Origin of the sequence: Devosia crocina (genome assembly GCF_900116545.1) — a bacterium.
Lineage (GTDB): Bacteria > Pseudomonadota > Alphaproteobacteria > Rhizobiales > Devosiaceae > Devosia > Devosia crocina.
In genome coordinates this window covers 189,385-209,786 of the sequence record NZ_FPCK01000003.1, presented here as the reverse complement: position 1 = coordinate 209,786, position 20,402 = coordinate 189,385, and the positions used below count along the sequence as shown (strand labels likewise).

At 63.9% G+C, this 20,402-nt stretch carries 22 protein-coding genes; 7 read left to right on the top strand and 15 right to left on the bottom strand.

From position 1 onward, the window contains the following. Positions 1-19: 19 nt before the first annotated feature. Genes BM364_RS14140 through BM364_RS14130 form a run of 3 tightly spaced genes read left to right on the top strand, consistent with a single transcriptional unit; the run spans position 20 to position 3,762 of the window. Complete coding sequence (locus BM364_RS14140; protein WP_092425691.1) at positions 20-1,105, top strand: ABC transporter ATP-binding protein; 1,086 nt, start codon at positions 20-22, stop codon at positions 1,103-1,105. A gap of 11 nt (positions 1,106-1,116) precedes the next feature. Next, the gene (locus BM364_RS14135; protein ID WP_092425689.1) at positions 1,117-2,070 is read left to right on the top strand and encodes an ABC transporter substrate-binding protein; all 954 of its coding nucleotides are present in this window, start codon (positions 1,117-1,119) and stop codon (positions 2,068-2,070) included. Positions 2,071-2,085: 15 nt separating this feature from the next. Then, a complete protein-coding gene (locus BM364_RS14130; RefSeq protein WP_092425688.1) occupies positions 2,086-3,762 on the top strand; it encodes an ABC transporter permease in 1,677 nt (558 codons plus the stop codon). A 28-nt stretch (positions 3,763-3,790) separates the two neighbouring features. Here BM364_RS14130 and BM364_RS14125 read toward each other — a convergent pair whose 3' ends face one another. The 10 genes from BM364_RS14125 to BM364_RS14080 all read right to left on the bottom strand — a co-directional run bounded on the left by BM364_RS14125 (position 3,791) and on the right by BM364_RS14080 (position 13,680). Further along, on the bottom strand, positions 3,791-5,137 hold the full coding sequence (locus tag BM364_RS14125; protein ID WP_092425686.1) for a sigma-54-dependent transcriptional regulator: 1,347 nt from the start codon (positions 5,135-5,137) through the stop codon (positions 3,791-3,793). Beyond that, a complete protein-coding gene (locus tag BM364_RS14120; RefSeq protein ID WP_092425684.1) occupies positions 5,127-6,641 on the bottom strand; it encodes a sensor histidine kinase in 1,515 nt (504 codons plus the stop codon). The genes BM364_RS14125 and BM364_RS14120 overlap by 11 nt, the downstream gene beginning before the upstream one ends. Before the next feature lie 9 nt (positions 6,642-6,650). Next, a complete protein-coding gene (gene mnhG / locus BM364_RS14115; RefSeq protein WP_210186444.1) occupies positions 6,651-7,886 on the bottom strand; it encodes a monovalent cation/H(+) antiporter subunit G in 1,236 nt (411 codons plus the stop codon). Further along, a complete protein-coding gene (locus tag BM364_RS14110; protein WP_092425682.1) occupies positions 7,883-8,170 on the bottom strand; it encodes an MrpF/PhaF family protein in 288 nt (95 codons plus the stop codon). Before BM364_RS14110 ends, mnhG begins: the two co-directional genes overlap by 4 nt. Next, on the bottom strand, positions 8,170-8,520 hold the full coding sequence (locus BM364_RS14105; protein WP_092425680.1) for a Na+/H+ antiporter subunit E: 351 nt from the start codon (positions 8,518-8,520) through the stop codon (positions 8,170-8,172). Before BM364_RS14105 ends, BM364_RS14110 begins: the two co-directional genes overlap by 1 nt. Beyond that, positions 8,517-10,040 (bottom strand): Na+/H+ antiporter subunit D, encoded by a 1,524-nt coding sequence (locus tag BM364_RS14100; protein ID WP_092425678.1) that lies wholly within the window; start codon positions 10,038-10,040, stop codon positions 8,517-8,519. Before BM364_RS14100 ends, BM364_RS14105 begins: the two co-directional genes overlap by 4 nt. Further along, on the bottom strand, positions 10,037-10,423 hold the full coding sequence (locus BM364_RS14095) for a sodium:proton antiporter (protein WP_092425676.1): 387 nt from the start codon (positions 10,421-10,423) through the stop codon (positions 10,037-10,039). Before BM364_RS14095 ends, BM364_RS14100 begins: the two co-directional genes overlap by 4 nt. Beyond that, a complete protein-coding gene (locus tag BM364_RS14090) occupies positions 10,420-10,827 on the bottom strand; it encodes an MnhB domain-containing protein (protein ID WP_092425674.1) in 408 nt (135 codons plus the stop codon). The genes BM364_RS14095 and BM364_RS14090 overlap by 4 nt, the downstream gene beginning before the upstream one ends. Before the next feature lie 3 nt (positions 10,828-10,830). Next, positions 10,831-13,140 (bottom strand): hydrogen gas-evolving membrane-bound hydrogenase subunit E, encoded by a 2,310-nt coding sequence (gene mbhE, locus BM364_RS14085; protein WP_244542891.1) that lies wholly within the window; start codon positions 13,138-13,140, stop codon positions 10,831-10,833. 153 nt (positions 13,141-13,293) lie between these two features. Beyond that, on the bottom strand, positions 13,294-13,680 hold the full coding sequence (locus BM364_RS14080) for a response regulator (protein WP_092425672.1): 387 nt from the start codon (positions 13,678-13,680) through the stop codon (positions 13,294-13,296). A gap of 199 nt (positions 13,681-13,879) precedes the next feature. On the opposite strand from BM364_RS14080, the gene BM364_RS14075 reads away from it, so the two are divergent. Then, complete coding sequence (locus BM364_RS14075; protein WP_092425670.1) at positions 13,880-14,164, top strand: hypothetical protein; 285 nt, start codon at positions 13,880-13,882, stop codon at positions 14,162-14,164. Between the two features lies 1 nt (position 14,165). Here the strand turns inward: BM364_RS14075 and BM364_RS14070 are convergent, their stop codons facing one another. Further along, complete coding sequence (locus tag BM364_RS14070) at positions 14,166-14,366, bottom strand: hypothetical protein (RefSeq protein ID WP_092425668.1); 201 nt, start codon at positions 14,364-14,366, stop codon at positions 14,166-14,168. A 368-nt stretch (positions 14,367-14,734) separates the two neighbouring features. Here BM364_RS14070 and BM364_RS14065 point away from each other — a divergent pair, with 368 nt between their 5' ends. Continuing rightward, positions 14,735-15,532, top strand: coding sequence for a Crp/Fnr family transcriptional regulator (locus BM364_RS14065; protein WP_210186443.1), 798 nt, complete (start codon positions 14,735-14,737; stop codon positions 15,530-15,532). Here the strand turns inward: BM364_RS14065 and BM364_RS14060 are convergent. Next, positions 15,423-15,920, bottom strand: a complete 498-nt coding sequence (locus BM364_RS14060; protein WP_092425665.1) for a response regulator — start codon at positions 15,918-15,920, stop codon at positions 15,423-15,425. The genes BM364_RS14065 and BM364_RS14060 overlap by 110 nt on opposite strands. Before the next feature lie 220 nt (positions 15,921-16,140). Between BM364_RS14060 and BM364_RS18545 the strand changes: the two genes are divergently transcribed. Further along, complete coding sequence (locus tag BM364_RS18545) at positions 16,141-16,293, top strand: hypothetical protein (RefSeq protein WP_175528618.1); 153 nt, start codon at positions 16,141-16,143, stop codon at positions 16,291-16,293. Positions 16,294-16,322: 29 nt separating this feature from the next. Then, entirely contained in the window at positions 16,323-16,829 is a 507-nt protein-coding gene (locus tag BM364_RS14055) for a ferritin-like domain-containing protein (protein WP_092425663.1), read from the top strand. A 122-nt stretch (positions 16,830-16,951) separates the two neighbouring features. On the opposite strand, the gene phnE (BM364_RS14050) is transcribed toward BM364_RS14055, so the two are convergent. From phnE (BM364_RS14050) to phnD, 3 genes are all read right to left on the bottom strand, one after another. Beyond that, entirely contained in the window at positions 16,952-18,295 is a 1,344-nt protein-coding gene (phnE, locus tag BM364_RS14050; protein WP_092425661.1) for a phosphonate ABC transporter, permease protein PhnE, read from the bottom strand. A 2-nt stretch (positions 18,296-18,297) separates the two neighbouring features. Then, on the bottom strand, positions 18,298-19,272 hold the full coding sequence (gene phnE / locus BM364_RS14045) for a phosphonate ABC transporter, permease protein PhnE (protein ID WP_092425660.1): 975 nt from the start codon (positions 19,270-19,272) through the stop codon (positions 18,298-18,300). A gap of 151 nt (positions 19,273-19,423) precedes the next feature. Then, the gene (gene phnD / locus BM364_RS14040; RefSeq protein ID WP_092425658.1) at positions 19,424-20,326 is read right to left on the bottom strand and encodes a phosphate/phosphite/phosphonate ABC transporter substrate-binding protein; all 903 of its coding nucleotides are present in this window, start codon (positions 20,324-20,326) and stop codon (positions 19,424-19,426) included. Positions 20,327-20,402 lie beyond the last annotated feature (76 nt).

Below are 20,402 nucleotides of genomic sequence, written 5' to 3'. Positions count from 1 at the left end.
GAAAAGACCCAGACTTGCCATGCCGCCTACCGCCAAGCCCGCCGTTTCGACGCAGAACCTGCGCCTCGATTATGGTGATACCCAGATCCTGCGCGGCATCGATCTCGACCTGCCCGCGGGCCAGACCCTGGCGCTTCTGGGACCGTCGGGCTGCGGCAAGACCACGCTGTTGCGCCTTGTTGCCGGTCTGCTCGCGCCGAGCGCAGGCGAGGTGCGGATCGAGGATCAGGTGGTTGCCGGACCCGGTGTCTTCCTGCCGCCCGAGCGGCGGGGACTGGGCATGGTGTTTCAGGACTATGCCCTCTGGCCGCATCTGAGCGTTGCCGGCAATGTCGCTTTTCCGCTCGAAATGCGCCGGGTTGGGCGTAGCGAGATCGAACGGCGCGTAGGCGAAGCGCTGCGCCGCGTCGGGCTCGAACACCTGGCCGGGCGCAGCCCCAGCGCGCTTTCGGGCGGGCAGCAGCAGCGCGTCGCCATTGCCCGGGCCATTGTCGCGGAACCGCGCATCGTGCTGTTCGACGAGCCGCTGTCCAATCTCGATCGCGAGCTGCGCGAGAACATGGTGGGGGAACTCGCCGGGCTGATCCGCTCGCTTGGCCTGACCGCCATCTATGTCACCCATGACCAAAGCGAAGCCTTTACGCTTGCCGATGCGGTGGCGGTGATGGATCGCGGGCGCGTCGCGCAACTGGCCGCGCCCGCAGCGCTCGTCGAGCAACCCGGCAGCGCCAAGATCGCCGAATTCCTGCGCCTTGGCAGCCTCGTGCCCATGCGCCGTGCCGCCGATGGCTGGGCCGTCGATGGCACCGGGCTCGCGCTTGCCGGCGCACCGCTCGATGCGGCCGGGGAAACCGCCCAGGTCCTGATCCCGCCCCGGGCGCTCCTCGTGCGCGCGCCCGAAGAGGCCAGGCTCACCGGCGAAGTGACGGCGCTGCATTATCGCGACGCGGCCTATGTCGCCTCCGTGTCGCTGGTGACCGGCGCCGCCCCGGTGCCGCTTCAGGTCACCACCAATTCTCCGATGCGCCTTGGGGAGCGCATCGGACTGGAGATCATCTCCGAGCGCCTGCGCTGGTTTCCGGCCGAGGCGAACACCACCCCCTAGGAGCGTCAAGAATGCTGACCACTACCCGCCGCGCCGGCCTTGCCGCGCTCGTTGCCCTTGCCATGGCCGGTACCGCCCAGGCCGATGTGACCGTTTATACCGCCGGTCCCGCCTCGCTGATCGAGAAGCTGGCTGCCGGCTTTACCGAAGAAACCGGCATCAAGGTCGATTTCTTTCAGGCCACGACCGGCCAGGTGATGGCCCGTATCGAAGCGGAAGCTGCCAATCCGGTCGTGGATGTGCTGATCTCGGCCTCCTGGGATACGGCAACCGACTTTGCCGCGCGCGATTGGCTCGTGCCCTATGCCAGCCCCAACAGCGAAACCGTGCCCGACTTCCTCAAGACCGACACGGCCGTCGCCCAGGGCGTTTCAGCGCTCGCCATCGCCTGGAACCCTAATAGCGGCACGCCGCGCCCCGCGGAATGGGCCGATCTGGCCAAGCCCGAATTCAAGGATCTCGTGAACCTGCCCGATCCGGCCCAGTCCGGCGCGACCTTCGAACTCGTTGCAGCGCTCGAGGCCCAGGGCGGCACCGAACTCTTCGAAGAGCTGGCCGCCAATGGCGCCATCGTTGCCGGCGCCAATGCCGAAGCGCTCAATCCGGTGCTGCAGGGCGCCAAGGCCGCCGTGTTCGGCGCGGTGGACTACATTTCGCTCAACGGCAAGGCCAAGGGCGAATCGATCGAAGTGATCTTCCCCGCCTCGGGCACCGTGATCGCGCCGCGCCCGGCCATGATCCTCAACTGGTCCAAGAACCAGGACGAGGCCAAGCAGTTCATCGACTATATGCTGTCCGACCAAGGCCAGGCCATCGTTGCCGCCACCAACCTGATGCCGGCGCGCGCCGACATCGCAGCCGACCGTCCGCTGATCGAGGACCTCAACATCCTCACCATCGACACCGAAGCGGTCTATGCCGGCCGCGAGGCGACCTTGGCGGGCTTTGCCGCCACCTTCCAGTAAGAAGTCGAGACGAGCATGCCGGCGAGGAGCATGGGTCCGGTCAATCCGGCCATCACCATTGCAACCATTGGCCTTGTCGTGGTCGTGGCCGTGCCCTTCGCCTTTATCGTGCTTCAGGCGATCTTTCCCGAACTGGGGCGCGGCTCGCTGGCCGCCCCCTTTTCCCGCCTTGCCGATGTGCTGGCCGATGCAAGGCTGTTGCGCATGACCGGCAATACGCTGCTGCTGGGCCTCGGCGTCGTCGTGCTTTCGGCGGTGATCGCGGTGCCGCTGGCGGTGCTGCGCGCGCTGTTCCGGGTGCCCGGAGCGCTGTTCTGGGACCTGATGATGCTCGTCCCCTTCATGATCCCGCCTTATATCGCCACGCTGGGATGGGTCATGACGCTGCAGCCGCGCGGCTATCTCGAGCAGATCTTCGGGTTCAACCTCGCCCCGTTCCTGTTTTCGGTCTGGGGCATCATCTTTGTAATGACGCTCAACACTTTTCCGGTGATCTATTTCGCCGTTTCCCGAACCGTGGAAACCGTGGGCTCGCGCTATGCCGATGTGGGCCGGGTGTTCGGCGCCTCGAGCTGGCGGGCCTTTTTCCGCATCACCCTGCCGCTCTCGACCCCGGGCCTTGCCGCCAGCCTGCTGCTGGTCTTTGCTGCCGCCATAGAGGAATATGGCACTCCCGCAGCGCTCGGGCGGCGGGCCGGATTCGACGTGCTGGTGACCGGGATCGACCTGCGCGTTTCCGATTGGCCCATCGACCTGCCGGGCGCCGCCATTTTGTCGCTGGTGCTGGTGGTTCTGAGTTTTGCAGCCTTTCTGGTGCAGCGCTGGGTGCTGACGCGCCGCTCCTACCAGACAACGACGGGCAAGCCGCAGGCCTTCGAAAAGCGGGCTCTGGGCGGCTGGACCGTGCCGGTGCTCGTGGCCTTTGGGCTCGTGAGCTTTCTTGCAACCGCTGTGCCGCTGCTCGGCATTCTGATGACCGCGCTGTCCCGTACCTTGTCGGGAGGGCTGGCACTCTCCAATCTCGGCCTCGACAATTTCGGTGCCATCCTTTCGGACGGACCGGGCGCCTTGCGGGCGCTCACCACCAGCCTGTCGCTGGGCGTTGCCGCAGCGCTGCTGACCGGGCTTTTGGGCGCGCTTTCCGCCTATGCCGTGGTCAAGACGCGGATAGGCGGGCGCCAGGTGCTCGATGTCTTGACGATCCTGCCCAACGCGCTGCCGGGGATCGTGGTCGCCGTGGGGCTGATCCTGGCCTGGAACCAGCCGTGGCTGCCGGTGACGCCCTACAATACCGCGCTGATCCTGCTGCTGGCCTATTGCTGCATTCTCCTGCCCCAGCCGGTGCGCTATGCCACGGCAGCCTTCCATCAGGTGGGGGACAATCTCGAGGCTGCGGCGCGTGTCTTTGGCGCCAGCCCGCTGACCGCCTTCCGGCGCATCCTCCTGCCGCTGATCCTGCCGAGCCTGATTGCTTCGATGCTGCTGGTCTTTGCGGTGGCAACGCGCGAGCTCGTTGCTTCGATCATCGTCGCTCCGGTGGGGATGCAGACGATCTCGACCTATATCTGGCGCCAGTTCGAGCAGGGCTCGGTGGGGCTGGGCATGGCCATGGCCTTTGTGACCGTCTTGATCACCACCGTCTTTCCGCTGGTGATTCTGAGCCTTCTGGGCAAACGCGGCAGCCTCTTGTGAGCCGGTCTTTATGCCGGAAACGGTGTGCTCAGGTCTCCTCGCCCTCGGCGGCGAGGCCATAGCGGCGCATCTTTTCCCAAAGCGTGGTGCGCGACACGCCAAGCAGATTGGCTGCTTCCTGGATGCGGCCGCCGCACTGGGCGAGCACGGCCACGATATGCTGGCTTTCGGCCCGCTCGCGCACCTGACTCAACGTGGGCTGACCCTCGCCCGAAATCGTGGTTTCCACCGCATGGGCCAGCCGGTCGGGCCAGAAATCGCGCATCGTGATGCGCTCGTCCTCGCCCAGGGCGACGGCGCGCTCGGCACGATTGACGAGTTCGCGCACATTGCCCTGCCAGCGATCCTCGCGTGCGGCGGCGAGCACGTCGGGGTCGAGTGCGGGCACCGGGCGCCCCATGCGGCGGGCGGCGCGGGCGATATGGTGCTGGATCAGCGGCGCGATCTCCTCGGGCCGGGCGCGCAGGGGCGGCATTTCGAGCGTCACCACATTCATGCGGTACCAAAGATCCTCGCGGAATTCGCCGCGCTCGACGGCTTCGCCGAGATTCTGATTGCTGGCAAAAACGAAGCGGGCCGGGGTAGTCAGTGTCTCCTTGCCCCCAAGGCGGCGATATTCGCGCGCTTCGATGAGGCGCAGGAGCTTGGCCTGAAGGGTCGGGGGAATTTCGGCGACTTCATCGAGGAAAAGCGTGCCTTCGCCTGCCTGTTCCACAAGGCCCGTCTGGCGGCCGACAGCGCCGGTAAAGGCACCCTTTTCGTGCCCGAACAGCGCGCCGTCAAAGAGGGTTTCGGGAATGCCGGCGCAATTGACGGCGACAAAGGGAAGGGCGCTGCGGGCGCCGGCTGAGTGCAGATAGCGGGCCGCCACATCCTTGCCGGTGCCGGTTTCCCCCTGGATCAGCACCGGCACATCGAGATCGGCGACCTTGTCGAGCGTCTTGCGAATGCCTGCGGTTGCCGGGGAAAGGCCGAAGCTGCTGAAGGGGCCGTCATCCTCGCCCGCCGTTTCGGGCAGGATGGAGCGCACCTTTTCCACCAGCCGGTCGAGATCGAAGGGCTTTTCGATATAGTCACGCCCGCCGCGCTTCATCAGGCGCACCGCCTGCTCGATATCGACAAAGGCGGTCATGAACACCGTGGGCAGGACCCCATAGGCGTCGAACACTTCGGCCATCAGTTGTCCGCCATCGCCGTCGGGCAGCCGGATATCGGAGAGGACGAGGTCGATGGCCTGGCCCGAAAGGGCGCGGCGGGCTTCGGCAATGGTGGTGAACCAGCTGACGCGAAATCCTTCGAGCACGAAGCGCTGGCGCAGCGAACGGCCGAGAACATCGTCGTCCTCGACAATGGCGATCAACGGACTAGCGTGCATCGGGCTCTCCTCCGCGCGCCTTGCCGCCTTCGGCCGGGAACAGCACGGTGACCGTCGTGCCTTCCCCGACCCGGCTTTCGAGGGCAACGCTGGCCCCCAATTCGTCGGCCAGCGAATGCACCACCCAAAGCCCGAGTTCGCGCGTGCTTGATGCATCGGCGGAAAGTCCGGCCTGGATATGCCGGCGCACGCCTTCGGGCAAGCCCGCGCCCCGGTCGGAAATGCGCATACGCACGCCATCGGGTTCGCGCGTCGCCGACACGCGGATCTGGCCGCCATCAGGGCTTGCCTTGCAGGCATTGAGCAGCAGATTGACCAGCATCTGCCGAACCGCGTCGGTATCGGCAAGAATGGTGATGGTGTCCGGGATCTCCCAAAGCAGTTCGAGATGCTTTTCCTTGGCCTGGGGCGAGATGATCAGCGCCAGGTCCTTGATGTCGGCGGCGGTGATGACGCCATCGCCGGATCGCCGCCGATAGGTGGAGAGGGTCACATCGGTCAGCCTCTGGAGGGATGCCAGGCCCCCTTCGATGATGTCGAGCGTTTCCTCGCGCACGGCCTTGTCGTCGCCGAAGCGGCGCAGGGTCGAAAAAGCATTGCGGATGCCGCTGAGCGGATTGCGCACCTCGTGGGCCAGGGTTGCCGCCAGACGCGCCAGAACCTGGTCGCGTTCGAGCTGGGCCAAGCGCTGGGCCATGGCCTCGCGGGTCTTTTCATCCTCCCGGCGCAGCGCCAGAATGGTTTCAAGCTCGATGATTTCCGAGGTCAGATATTGGCTGGCCAGCAGCTTGGCGCTGTCGGTGCCCCCTTCGGCAAGCCGTCCGGCAAAAGCCACGAGCGGGGAAATGGCAACGCGGCCGAGCACATAGGCGGCACTGGCTGTAGCTAGCGCCAGAAGCAGGCTCAGCAACAGCGCAGCCTGGTGCACCGCTTCATTGGCCTGCGACAGTTCGGTCGTGTCGAAAATGCCTGAAATGGCCATGGGCGCGCCGGCTTCACCATAAACCCGGGTCAGAACCCCCCGCGAATCGTCGCTGAGATCGAAGGGGCTGCCGCGCCCGCGTTCAAGCGCCTGGGCGAGGTGCGGCTCAAGGCGCTCGGCGGCGTCCTCGGGTACGACCATGGCGGTGAAGACACCATTGTCGAACCAGCCGGCGGCCAGGGCTTCCTCGCCTAGAATGGTGCGGACCGCAAGGGCAGACCGGAGCGCGTCGCGCACTCCCGTTTCGGTCAGCGCCTCGCCCTGGGGGAAGTGACCGGCGCTGGCATCGAGGAACACCTGGGCCTTGTCGGCGAGCGAAGCGGTGTTCTGCCGGTTGGCAAGGTCCGCAGCGAGCCAGGCGATGGTAAGCGTGACCACAAAGACCACGCCCGAAAGCGCCATGGGCAGAAGCGTCGTCAGCCGCAGGGAGGGCAGGCCCAACCAGTTGCGATGGCGCAAGGGTTTTGCGGCGGGGCCGCCCGTCGCCGGAGCGGCCGCGCTGGGGTCGAGTAATTGGTCCATGACGCCAGTCTAGCGCCGTTCGGCTCCCGACGGAACAACCAGCACTTCGCCGGCCCAATTCGGTGCGATGCTCTGGTGCCAGTGCATGCCGTACCAGTCGGCACGCTTGGGCCGGGGCAGGGTGGCGGTGATGAGAGCATCGGCACCGGCGGCCTCGGGCGGCAGCTTGGCGCCGGCTGCCATCTGACAGTACTTGTCGACGAGCCTGGCGTCGTGCTCTGCAACGAGGGCGGCGAAGAGCTCGCGCCGCGCGGTGGTGCCCACGCCGACAAGAAGCAGCTGCGGACTGCTCCAGAGCCCGGCCCTGAGCGCCCATTCGGTGCCGGCCAGGATGGCGTCGCCGCCATCGTCGGCCACAGCGACCACGGGGTCGGTCGCCTTGTCCTTGCGGCCAAGGTAAAGCGTGCCACCGGCATGGTGATCGGCAAGGCGCAGAAGCCCTTCGGGGCGGCCGGTCGCCATGGGGGTCGCCAGTTCGACGCCATGGTGGCACCAGCCCTGCCAAGGCAGAACCAGAAGCGAGCCGAGATCCTCGCGCGCCGGAATGAGGCGCATCGGATCGCCTTCTTCGTAGGAGAGGGTGAAGAAGGAGCGCTTCTTGGGCAGCAGCGTTTCCATTTCCTCGATCGCCTTGGCGACGTTTTCGCGCACCTTGAGGCGGGCGCCCTGCGGATCGCCGGTGGCTTGCAGGAAGGCGTCGTCGACGACGGCAATCGCTTTGAGCGGCACTTTGTTGGCGTTGCGGATGGCAAGGGCGCGACTGAGCACCGGGGCGATATCGGGCGCAATCAGGGCAAGGCGCACATCGCTGAGGGGAGGCAGGCTTTCGTCTGCAGGTTCGGGCACAACCACTGGAGCGGGGCCGGGGGCATAGGCGACGAATTCGGTGCGCTCCTCAAGCGGCACGTCCTGGCGCTGAAGAACGCCGAGCAGGGCATTGGTGCCGACGACGAGGCGCAGTGGGGCGCCCGAGACATAGGCGGCGCGGCCCAGAAGATGGGCGGCGACGGGCACGGTCAAAAGCATGAAGAGCATGGCCATGGTGCCGACGGCAGCCGCTTCCGAGCCCAGGGCTGCCATGGCGCCGCCCAGGATCAGGATGGCCCCGAGCGTGCCCGCCTTGGTCGAGGCATGCATGCGCTGGAGCGCATCGGGAAAGCGCGAGACCCCCACGGCGGCGGCAAAGATGAAAACGACGCCCAGCACCACGAGCACCAGGGCGAGAATGTGAAACACCAGTGTCATTGCTTGTTTCCTCCCTTGCGTTCGAGAAAGGCGGCCAGGGCGCAGGTGCCGACAAAGCCGAAAACGGCAAGGCCGAAAGCGACATCGAGAAATTCGCGGCGCCCGGTAACGATCGCGGCCAACGCGGCCATGGCCACGGCAATGCCGGTGAGCATGTCGAGCGCGACAAAGCGATCGGCGACGCCCGGGCCGCGCAGCATGCGGAAAAACGAGAGCAGCAGCGGCACGCAGAGCGCGACAAGAAGCGCGTAGCTGCCATAATTGATCAGGTCGGGAAGTGTCATCAGGCCTCACCCTCCACTCTGCGGACCCATTTTTCGAACGTGGTCTTGATGGCGCTCACAACCTCGGCTTCGTCGCGCACATCGAGCGCGTGGACATAAAGGATCTTGCCGTCCTCGCTGGTGTGGAGCGAGGTCGTGCCGGGGGTCAGCGACACCAGATTGGCGACAAAGGCGACGCCCATATCGGTGCGCAGATCGAGCGGCACCGCGACAATGGCGGGCATGACGTCGATCTCGCGGGCAAAGGCGGTGCGCGCCACCACGATCGAGGAGAGGATCAGCTCCCGAATAAAGATTGCGGCGAGAACCAGGGCCGCCCAGGCTCGAGACAGAAAGCCGGTTCGCTTCATTGCTGCTCTCCCAGATCAAGGCCAGCCTGCGGTCCGAGCACGGCCTCGATATAGGTCTTGGGGTCGAGGAGGCTCGTTGCGGTGGCATCGGCGTAAAGGACGAAAGGTTCGGGGGCGAAGCCGATGGTCAGGGTGACAAGGCCCAGGATCGCCATAGGCACGAGCATGGCCATGGGCACGCGCCGGGCGTGCTTGCGCTCGAGGGGCGGGGTCTTCCAGAAGGCTTCCACCCAGATCTTGGACATGGAAAACACCGTCAGGAGACCCACGAAAAGCCCGACGCCCGCCAGCCAGTGCGCGCTGTCGGCAAAGGCTGCGTCGATCACCATATATTTGGCCCAGAAGCCGGAAAGCGGCGGAATGCCGGCCAGCGACAGGGCGGGAATGGCAAAGAGCAGGGCAAGGATGGGATGGCTGCCCATCAGGCCACCGGCCTTGCGCAGGTCATAGGTGCCGGTCGCCCGGTAGATCGCCCCGGCGGCAAGGAAGAGGTTAGCCTTCACGATGATGTGGTGGACGATATAGAAGACCGCCCCGGCCATGGCGGCGGGGGTCGCCAGGGCCAGGCCCAGCATCATGTAGCCGATCTGGCTGACGATGTGGAACGAGAGGATGCGGCGGATATCCCACTGCACCGCCGCGCCGAACACGCCGAAAAGCATGGTGCCGGCGGCCATCACCGCGACAAGTTCGCGAATGCCGCCCTCGTCCACCGAGAACATCAGGGTAAAGACGCGGAAGCTGGCATAGACCCCGACTTTGGTGATCAGGCCCGCAAAGATGGCCGATACTACGATCGAGGCGGTGTGATAGGAGGCCGGCAGCCAGAAAAACAGCGGGAAGTAGCCGGCCTTGATGCCAAAGGCGACCAGAAACATCGCCGCGACCAGAGCCAGCGCTGCCGAGGGTTCGCTTTCGCTGAGCACCCGGCCGAGATCGGCCATGTTGAGCGTGCCGGTGACACCATAAAGAATGGCGACGGCCAAAAGGAAGAGGAGCGTGCCCAGGAGGTTGAGCACGGCATATTTAATGGTGCCGTCGAGCTGGGTGCGGGTGCGGTCGATGGCCAGCAGGCCCATGGCCGTGATCAGCATGATCTCGAACCACACATAGAGGTTGAAGATGTCGCCGGTCAGAAAGGCGCCCGCGACGCCGGCGATCATGCCCAGGTAAAGCGGGTGAAACCCGGCATGCTCCTGGCGCCGCCGGATATCGGCGAGGCCGAAAACAGCGATGGCGAGCGCCAGCACCGCCGTGATCAGCGCCATGGCGGCGCCGAGCCGGTCGGCCACGAAGACGATGCCGAAGGGGATCGGCCAGCTGCCGAAGGCGACCGTCTGGGTGCCCTCTGTTTCGACCTGGACCAGCAGGAGGATGCTGGCGGCGAGCATGAGCGTCAGCCCGCCAAGGCTGATCCAGCGCTGGATGGCGGGGCGGTGCCAGGCCAGCGCACAGAGCGCGGCGGTGGCCAGCGGCAGCACCACCGGCCAGATCAGGGCTTGCGATAATAGAAGGTTCATCGGCTACCCTCCGTCTTGCTCTCATAGGGCGAGCCGAGCGCTTCTGCGTCAGCCAGTTCGCGCTGGTCGAGCGTGCCGCTCGTGCGGAAGGTCTGGAGCGCCAGGGCCGACGCGAATGCGACAAGGGAAAAGCCGATGACGATCGCGGTCAGAACCAGGGCCTGGGGCAGGGGATTGGCCGCCTCGGGGCTCAGCGTATAGCTGCCTGCCTCGATGATGGGCGGGGGATTGGGGCCGATGCGCCCGGCCAGGAAAATGACGAGATTGACCCCGGCGGAAAGCAGCATCACGCCCAGAAGGATGCGCATGGTGTGGCGCGAGAGCAGCAGATAGATGCCGCAGCCCATGATTGCGGAAATGCCGGCAGCGTAGACGAAATTCACGGCGCATCCTCGTAAAGACGGAAAACCAGGGCGAGCATGCCGCCCAGAACGACCAGATAGACCCCGATGTCGAAGACCATGGTGGTCCCCAGCTTGAAGCCATTGGGGAAGAAGACCCATTGGTGGGTCAGGTAGGAGCCATCGATCAGCAGGCCCGGCAGGCCGCTGACGAAGCCGAGAAAGACCCCAAGCCCGGCAAGGCTCATGGGATGAATGCGCAGCATCCGGCGCGCCCGGGGCACGCCTTCGGCCAGCGCCACCACGGCAAGGGCCATGGAGGCGACGAGGCCGCCGACAAAACCGCCGCCGGGCTCGTCATGGCCGCGCCAGAGAATGAAGATGGATGCGGCCAGCATCAGCGCGAAAAGGATGCGGGCGCTGGCCGTAAAGATCATGGAGTTCATGGCTCAGCCCTTCCTGTCCGTACGACGGCGGCGCAGGAGCGCCCAGGCGCCCATGGTGGCAAAGGCCACCACGGCGGTTTCGCCCAGGGTGTCGAGCGCGCGATAATCGACAAGGATGACGTTGACGACGTTGTGCCCGAGGGCCTCGGTGTAGCTGGTCTCGCCATAGAAAAGAGAGATCCGGTCATCGAACGGAATGGCGAGCATCGCGGCGAGACCGATAAAGACGATGCCGGCAAAGCCGATGGCAATCGCCGCGTCGAACCGGTGCTCGGTTTTGGTGCGGGTGGTCTGGGTGCGGGTCGGCAGGCGCAGGAGCACCGCCATGATCACCACCAGAACCAGCGTTTCCACCGCGAACTGGGTCAAGGCCAGGTCCGGCGCCCCGTTGAGCACGAAAAGCAGGGCCGAGCCATAGCCGACAATGCCGACCCCGATCAGCGCCGCGATCAGCGAATTCGCCTGCGCGGCGACGAGGGCCCCGACAAAGGCGGCAATCAGCAAAAGCGCGGGCAGCGGCAGGATGGTGTCGAATTCGGGCAGGGCGAAGCTGCCCGTGCGCCAGATCACCCAGAGGCAGCTGGCCAGAAGCATGGCAAGGACGATGGCGGTATAGCGCCGCTGGTCTCCGTTTTGCAGCCAGCGGGTCGAGCCGCGGGCAATCCCGAGAATGGCGGCGACGGTCTTGTGATAAATCCGGTCTGCATCGATCTTCTGGGTCCAGGCGGCAGCCCGCAGCGCATCATGGATCGGTGTCCACTTCCAGGCGAGGACGGCTCCGAGGCCGACCGCGGCAAGGCTGAGGAACAGCATCGGGGTAATGCCGTGCCAGAGCGAGAAGCTGGTATCGATGGGCGCGCCATAAAGGGCGGTCGCGGCGGGGCCGACAAGGTGCCGGGTGACCTGGCCGGGGATCAGGCCCATGACGATGCCGAGAATGCCCAGAAGCAGCGGCCCGAACAGCAGGCCCAGGGTTTCCCCATGGTCGACCTTACTGATCTTGTCGCGGCCCAGAAAGAAGGGACGTAGCGAGACGACGCCGGCGACGGCCACCATGATGCCGTTGACCACCACGGCAACCACCACAGGGACGACGTTCCAGCCGCTTTCGAGCTGGGCTTCAAACAGGTATTCCTTGGAGATGAAGCCGACAAAGGGCGGCAGGCCGGCCATGGAGAAACTGGCAAGCACCGCTGCCGCGGCAGTAAAGGGCAGAAAGCGGACGAGCCCGCCCAGCTTGCGCAATTCGGCGATATGGGTGGCGTGAATGGCGGTGCCGGCGCAGAAAAAGAGCGCGGCCTTGTAAAGCGCGTGAGCCAGGATGAAGCCGGCCGTCGCAACGGCGGCGACTTCGCCATCGAGCCCGATCAGCATCACCAGAATGCCGAGCGAGGCCACGGTGGACTGGGCGAGAACCGCCTTGTAGCCGGTGGCGCGCAGGGCGTTGAACGCGGCGATCAGCATGGTGAGCGAACCCACGACGACCAGCGTGATCCCAAAGGCGGGCACCTGGGCGAAGGCGGCGTCGAACCGGCCGAGAAGGTAGATGCCGAGCTTCACCATGGTGGCCGAATGCAGATATGCCGAAGCCGGGGTCGGCGCCGCCATGGCCTGCGGTAGCCAGAAATGGAACGGGAACTGCGCCGATTTGGTGAAGGCACCCAGAAACAGCAGCACCAGAATGCCGGCGAGATAGGGGCTTTGGGCCAGCTGTCCGGCGCTGGTCGCGGCATTGCTGAGGCTGAAACTGCCGAGCTCGAGCCCGATCAGCAAAATGGCGCCGAACAGCGCGAGCCCGCCGCCTGCGGTGATCAGAAGGGACTGGAGTGCGGCGCGGCGCGCCTCGGGCTTTCTGGCATCAAATCCGATCAGCATGAACGAGGTCAGGCTCGTGGCTTCCCAGAAGACGAACATCACGATCAGGTTGTCGGACAGGACCGTGCCCAGCATCGCGGTCATGAAGATCAGGATCAGGAAGATGAAGCGGGCGCGATGCTCACCGGGCGCGTCGGCGAAATAGGCGCCCGCATAAAGTGTCACGAGCGAGCCGATGCCGGTGATCAAAAGCGTGAAGAGATAGGAGAAGCCATCGAGCCGCAGATTGAGCGCCACGCCCAGCGAGGGCACCCAGGCATGCATGTCCGTCACCACCCCGCCTGTCGTGATGACAGGCCAGTGGAACAGAAAGGACACGAACAGGCCCGCGGGCACGAAAACCGGCAGCAGCCGCCCTGCAACGCCACCCAATGCCGAAAGCCGCCAGCCCAAGAAGCTGCCTGCAGCCGCTAAAATCAAAACCGTCACAAGTGACACGAAACGCCTACCTCCAGAGATCGGAGGTCGTTTCGCAAGCCGCGTGCCAAATCGAAAAAGCCCGGAAATCAGGGCTTAGGTGCGACTGATCTGTCAGATTTTCCGAACATTGGGGCAGGCGTGTCCGGATTGCCGAACACGCCGGAGCGCGGGTCAGGCGGCCGAAGCGGCCTCGATCTCGGCGAGAATGGTTTCGGACACGAGGCGATCATCGGCCGGCTTGGTGAAGCGCGGACGGCTCCGATAGGCCTGGGGAATGGCGTTTTCGTCGTAGCCGGTCGAAAAGATATAGGGAATGCCGCGGCGCTTGAGTTCGTCGGCAAGGGGAAAGACTGGCTCGCCCTGGACGCTCACATCGAGAATGGCGCCCGCAATGTTGGAAACGCGTTCGAGAATGCGGTGGGCGCCGGGCAGGTCCGGCACGGGGCCGATCACTTCGGCGCCCATGGCATGAAGGGATTCGACCAGTTCGGTCACGATCAGATAATCATCTTCGACGACCAGAACGCGTCGACCCTGAAATTGGTTTTCTGCTGGCATTGGTACCTCTCTGCGACCCAATGTGCACCGCTTGGGCCAAGTTCCTTGCGCCATCACGGTTGTGGACGATGCCCCTCCCATCACAGGTGAACGCAGCTGCGCGCTGAAATTTCCCTTAACCTTGATCAAGGCGGGATCACACTTTTCCCTGCTCTCATTCGTTTCCTTAACTGGCGCCCCTTGCGCCCGGAGAGCGAAGATGAGCGAAAACAAGGGTCTTAAACGACCCCTCGACAAGCCGGCTGAAGTTGCCTTCCTGACCGAAGAATTTGGCATTCCCGCCATCAAGGCGGCAGCGCTCGTGAGCCAGAACCCGCAAGTGGCAGAGCGCCTTGCGGAAGGCGAGATGCGGCGTCAGCACGCCCGGGATCCGCTGGCCGGCGACCCGGTGCCCCAGCCCCCCAAACAGGACACCTATCCCGCTCCCGCCTTTGGTTCGATCAAGCCGATCAAGGTGGACAATGACCGGACAGGGGCGGGCTGATCTATTCGGATCCCCGCTCGGAAGCGCTTTCCAGCGTTTCGAGCTCGCGCTTGAGCGCTTCACGCGGATCGCCAACGGCGCCAGCATGCTTCGTTGCGGCGGCGCGAAGCGCCTCAGCGACCACCTCCTTCATGCGGTCGGGACCGGCGGCATAGTGCTGGTCAACGAGGGTCTGGGCGTCGCGGACAAAGGTATCAGGCATGGTCTTGCTCCTTGCTTGGATCGAGTCAGCCAAGCGCTGCCGCCGCGGGATCGTTCGGTGCCTAACCTGGATCACTCCCGCTCCTAACCTGGCTTAGGCGTGCTCGTGTCGGGGGAACGGGTTCGCGACGGCCGGATTGATCCTGTGTATCCGACGGGGAAGACGCCACTAAGCTCCCCCAAAAGGCGACATTCTCTTGTCCAAGGAGGAGGCTGCATTGTTCCGAAAAGGTAACCTGGGTTAACGCTGTTCCACTCCCAACGGCCCGGAAATCTGCTGCTTCCCCTCCTAAGGACAGGCAAATGCACCCAAGCGGCATTTTTCCGTTGTCGCCTTGGTTTCACGAACAAGGCGCGGGGGAGAAGATGATGCAGGCACAACAGGATAGCCCGAACGCGGATTTCCTGTCCAAGCTGATCGCCGGGAGCCTGATGGGCGGGGAAACGATTGCGCGCATCATGGGCCTGCCCTGGATCCGCACCAGCATCGCGCGTGGCGATAAAGTCTCAACGGGCGTCGATATTGCCATTATCGGGACCGGATGGGCGGCGCGCTATCGCGAGATCGAGCACGATGCCAAGCAGATGCTATCGCTCCATGTCCCCCGCGATCTTTGCAGCTATCAGTTTCTCGATGGCCGCTCGCAGGCCAATTCCCTTTATGCGCTGACGCCGATGACGGTGTGGACGCTCAAGGCCGAGGAACTGCTCCGTCCCGGCGTCTGGCGGGAGGATTTCGCCATGGCCGTGCTCGCAGCCCTCGCCACCGATAAGGCGATCAGCGAAGAGCACCTGGTTTCGCTCGGCTCACGCACTGCGCTCGGGCGCATGGCGCATCTGATTGCGGAGCTGCAGTGGCGCCTCAGCCCCAGTCAGCCGCCCCAGACCAGTGTGATCGATTTTCCCCTCAGCCAGCCGCGGCTCGCCGAATATCTTTCGCTGTCGAGCGTTCATGTGAACCGGACGCTGCAGGCGCTGCGCCGCGACGGGGTCATCCGCACGTCGAGCCGGAACCTGACCATTCTCGATCAGCCGCGGCTCGAAACGATCGGTGGGTTCAATGCGCGCTATCTCGTGCCCGAAGGCGGCGCTGGATCAGCTTCTCCATCGCCCGAACGACAGGCCCCATCAGGGGGCGGCTTCCGCTCGCCGACGCTTCCCCAATAGGACCCGCGGCAGCGGGCACATGGTGGCGGGGAGAGAACACCATCTGCTCGACCGCCCCGAGCACATCCTTGACCGAGAACGGCTTTTGCAGATGCGGCAGGTCGCGAAAGCGGCCGGGAATTTCTGTGTTGCCCAGGGCCGAAGCGAAAACCACCGGCGTGCCCTGCTGCAGCAGCTTGTCGGCAAGGTCATAAACGGTGTCGCGATGCAGCATGATGTCGAGCACCGCACCATCGATCTTGCGATGGGTCATGAGCGAAGAGGCATAAAACGGGGTCGGCGCGGGGCCGAGAACGGTGGCGTGATGACGGCGCAGGTCGTCGCAGAGGTCGTGCGCGAGATAGTAATCGTCCTCGACCACCAAGATCCGCTTGCCGCTGAAATCCATGCGTTCACCTCATCCTGGTTGCGCAAGGACCAACAGGCGAAGGCCTCGCCCCTGCCTTGCGGCAGCACAATAGACCGAAGGGCAATAGGATGCATCTTTTCATTCGATTTGCGGACTAAATCGGCGTTCGTCTGGCCAGACAACTCAGGTTAGCGTCTCGTTTGCTTTGCATCTCTTGGCCACCGGAGCCGTTCGCCCTGCAACCGGACGAGAGAGAACCATGAGTTCGCCGCACGACAAACCCAGCCTTGACCAGCCCCACAGGGCAGAGCCGACCGAGCGCACGCCGCTCGCTGGGCCCGTCGTTTACGTGCCGCTTCTGATCGTTCTCGTGCTTGCCGGCGCAATGATCGTGTTTGCCTTCGGCGCCTGATTTTTCAGACCTTCTCAAGGATCCAATTCATGACTGCAGCTCAAGACCTCTTTATTACCGGCCTGCGCAATGCCCATGCCATGGAGAACCAGGCCCTTTCGATCATGCGCCCGCAGGTGGAGCGAATCGAGAACTATCCGCAGGTCGCCGAGCGGCTCAACGCCCATATCAGGGAAACCGAGGCGCAGGTCACCCGGCTCGAAGAGGTGCTGGACCGGGTTGGGGCCGATCGCTCCGCGCTCAAGGACGCAGCGCTCAGCCTTGGCGGCACCATGGCCTCGATCGGCCACACTTTTGCGCCCGACGAGATCGTTAAGAACAGCTTTGCCAACCATGCTTTCGAAAACTACGAAATCGCGGCCTATCGCTCGCTCCTGGCGCTCAGCGATGCAGCGGGCGTTGCCGAGGCCGGTTCGGCCTTGCGGCAGAACCTTTCGGAAGAGGAAGCCATGGCCGAATGGATCCTGAACAATATCGAGCCGCTGACGCTGCAGTTTCTTGCTCTCAAGGAAGGCGGCGAACGCGCCAAGACCTGAGCTCCTGATGGCCGCATGCCCTGTCTGGCGGCCCACCTTGCCCCGGCATCGTGCCGGGGCATTTTTCGTTGCGGGCCATGTTCAACCTGGCGCCAAGCCCGGCTCGCAGCGGCCCCAGGAACTTAATGCGCCGCGGGGCCGATCAGGCGCTGACGAATGGCTGTGCTGATATTGTCGAAAAGAAAGACGACGAAGAGGATCAGCAGCACCATATAGGCGACCTTGTCCCAATCGGAATTGGTGCCCATGGTTTCGAGCAGTTTGAGCCCGATGCCGCCCGCACCCACGGCGCCGATCACGGTTGCCGAACGGGTATTGGATTCCCAGAAGTAAAGCGACTGGGACACAAAGACCGGCAAGACCTGCGGCACGACGCCATAGCGGTTGACCGAAACCGGGCTCGCGCCCACCGATTTCATGCCCTCGCGCTGCTTGTCGTCGACATTTTCGAGCGCCTCGGCATAGACCTTGCCGAGGGCCCCGGTATCGGTGAGAAAGATCGCGGCAATGCCCGGAATGGGGCCGGGCCCGAAACCGCGGGTAAAGAACAGCGCCCAGATCAGCATGTCGACCGAGCGGATGAAGTCGAAAAAGCGCTTCATGAACCAGTTGGCCGGGCGGTTCTGGACAATGTTGCGCGCCGCAAAAAAGGCGAGCGGGAAGGCGAACAGCGTTGCGAGCAGCGTGCCGACAAAAGCCATGACCAGGGTCTGGAACAGCTTTGTCAGAATATCGCCGTGCTGCCAGGCCTGATTGCCGAGCCATTGTTCCCAGATCAGCTGGACGTTGGGCTTGCCCTCCACCACCTGGTCAGGGGAAAAGGCCAACCCGATGGTGGAAAAGAGGTCATTCCCCCAAAGCGGCGAGCGGGGATCGTAAAGGAAATTGGCCCAGCCAAAGAAGCGGCGTTGCACCGCAACCTGATTGCCACGGATTTCCGCCTGGCCCTCGAAACCATAATGGACCCAGACCTTGTTGCGGTCCTGCACGATGGAATCGGGCACATTGTCGGGGGCAAAAGCACCGTCTTCGGTAATCGTGACGGGATAGGCCGTGCCATCGACCCAGACATCCACCTGAGCCGTCGTGATGTCGAGACGATTGGCCTCGCCATCGAAAACGGCGGTCATCGAACCGTCCGCGTGCGGGGTCAGCCAGTCGATTTCAGCATTGGCCGGATATTGGCCGCGGCTCGACCATTGCGCCGATACCAAGCCATCCTCGCCAAAGCGCAGGCGCGGCTGGGCGCGCCAGCTATACCAGTCCTGCACATAGATCGAAGCGCGGTCCCATTTGCCGTTCGACAGGGCTGGACCGACATTGAAGAAGAACCAGCAGAAGACGAGATAGAGCGCGGTTGCGGCGAGCCCGATGATCAGGCCATGGCGCTTGAGAAACGAGGTCTTGAAGACTTCGGGGAACTTCTGTTCGAGCCGGTTGCGCTCGGCAGCACTGATCGCCGACATGATTAGACGCTCCCCTTGGCGTAGTTGAAGCCTTGATTGCCCACCAGCCGGCGGCGCAGCCAGCCCGAGAACTGGTCGATGACGATGATGGTCACGAGCAGCATGATGATGATGGCATAGGTCTGGGCGGCATAGTCGCGACCGATCGAGAGGCGGAACACCTCCCCGATGCCGCCGCCGCCCACAGCCCCGATAATGGTCGAGGCGCGGACATTGATTTCCATGCGCAGCAGGCCATAGGAGACGAAATTGGGCATGACCTGGGGCACGATGGCAAAGCGCACGCGCTCGAGCCAGCTGGCGCCGACAGATTTGAGGCCCTCATCGGGCTTCATGTCGGCATTTTCGACCACTTCAAAGAACAGTTTGCCCAGCGCGCCAACCGTGTGGAGCGAGATGGCGACGATGGCCGCGATCGGGCCGATCGATAAAATGGCGGTCAGCATGCCGGCGATGACGATTTCGGGGAAGGCACGCAGCACTTCCATGGTGCGGCGCATGAACCAGCGGACGGCGCCAGCGCCAACCAGATTGGTGGCCGCGAAAAAGCACAGCGCAAAGGCGAGCGATCCACCGATGATGGTCGAGACGATGGCGATGTTGACCGTCACGATCAGCTGGTAGATCAGATGCGGAATATAGAAGGTGTCGGTCAGATAAACCCGCGAGGCGGTGTAATTATACTTGGCCGAACCGTCGAAATAGGGCGATTCCAGATCGAACATGGCGCGAAAGATCTCGAAGGGATCGCGCGGCAGAAAATTCTTGATGAAATCGAACATAAAGGGAAGCCGTTCGAAGAACTTCCCGGAATTGGCGGCATTGGCGTAGTTCATCGCCAGGAACAGCGCGATCAGAACGCCCGCGACTGCAATCAGCGAGTAGACGCGCCGCGTCATCACCTGGCTGCGATAGTGCCGCAACAGGGTTTCGGTGGCTGGCGAAAGGCCGTGTGAACCTTGGGTGGCATCAGCCATGGCAAGAGCTTTCCAAACGCTCGATGTCACCCCGGCGAAGGCCGGGGTCCATCCTGAGATCTCGAGATGGGCCCCGGCCTTCGCCGGGGTGACACCGCGTGAGGGAACAGGGTGGTGACGACGCCGCAGCGCCGCCACCGAGGATAAAAAATCAGCTGCCGATCACAGAGCGACGGGCGTCGATGATGGTCTGGTACATGGCCTTATCGGCCTCGACGAACTGGGTGTAGCCGCCGGCGGTGAAGGCGTCGAAGCAGTCGAAATCGGTTTCGGGCAGGGCCATGAACATGTCGGTGACCTGCTGCTTGACTTCCGGAGCGAGGCTATTGGACACCATCAGCGGACCGTTCGGGATGATCGGGGACTTCCAGACTTCCACGAGGTCATCCATGTCAAGGAGACCCTTGTCGACCATGATGCGCAGATTGCCGGTGGTGTAGCCTTCGCTCCATTCGCCCTGGCCTGAACCAAAGGTGGTGCCGACATCCCAGGTGCCGTCGAGGACGCCGAGCACCAGGTTTTCGTGGCCGCCGCCAAAGCCGGTTTCGCTGTAGAAGTCTTCGATGGAAGAGCCCAGATCATTGGGGAGGGCTACGTTGGGGATCAGGAAGCCCGAGGTGGAATCGGGATCGGCAAAGCCGAGCTTTGTGCCTTCGCTCGACGCCAGATCGGTGATGTCGCTGTCGGAGCGGGCGACCATGATGGTGTAGTAGCCGGTCGAGCCGTCCTGCTGCTGGGCAACCAGCACCGGATCGACAGCGTCAGGCTTTTGCAGCTCGATCGCGGCATAGGACGAAGCGCCCATGATGGCGATGTCGATGGTGCCGCCCAGCAGACCCTGGATGATGCCGTTATAGTCGGGCGAGGGGAAGAACTGGACTTCCGAAGCGCCGGTTGCGGCCTTGAGCGGCTCGGCAACGCATTCGGAACGGCGCAGCTGGTCGGCTTCGTTTTCCCCGCCATCAAGGCCGATGCGCAGGACAAGATTGTCCTGGGCGAAAACACTGGTCGAGAGCGAGAGGGCCACGGAGGCCAGGAGCAGTTTGCGGATCACGAGAGGTCTCCTTGAGTGAGCCAAGTCTTCGGCAGACCGCGTCTTGCGGCTGCTGAATGGGGATGAATCTAGGTGG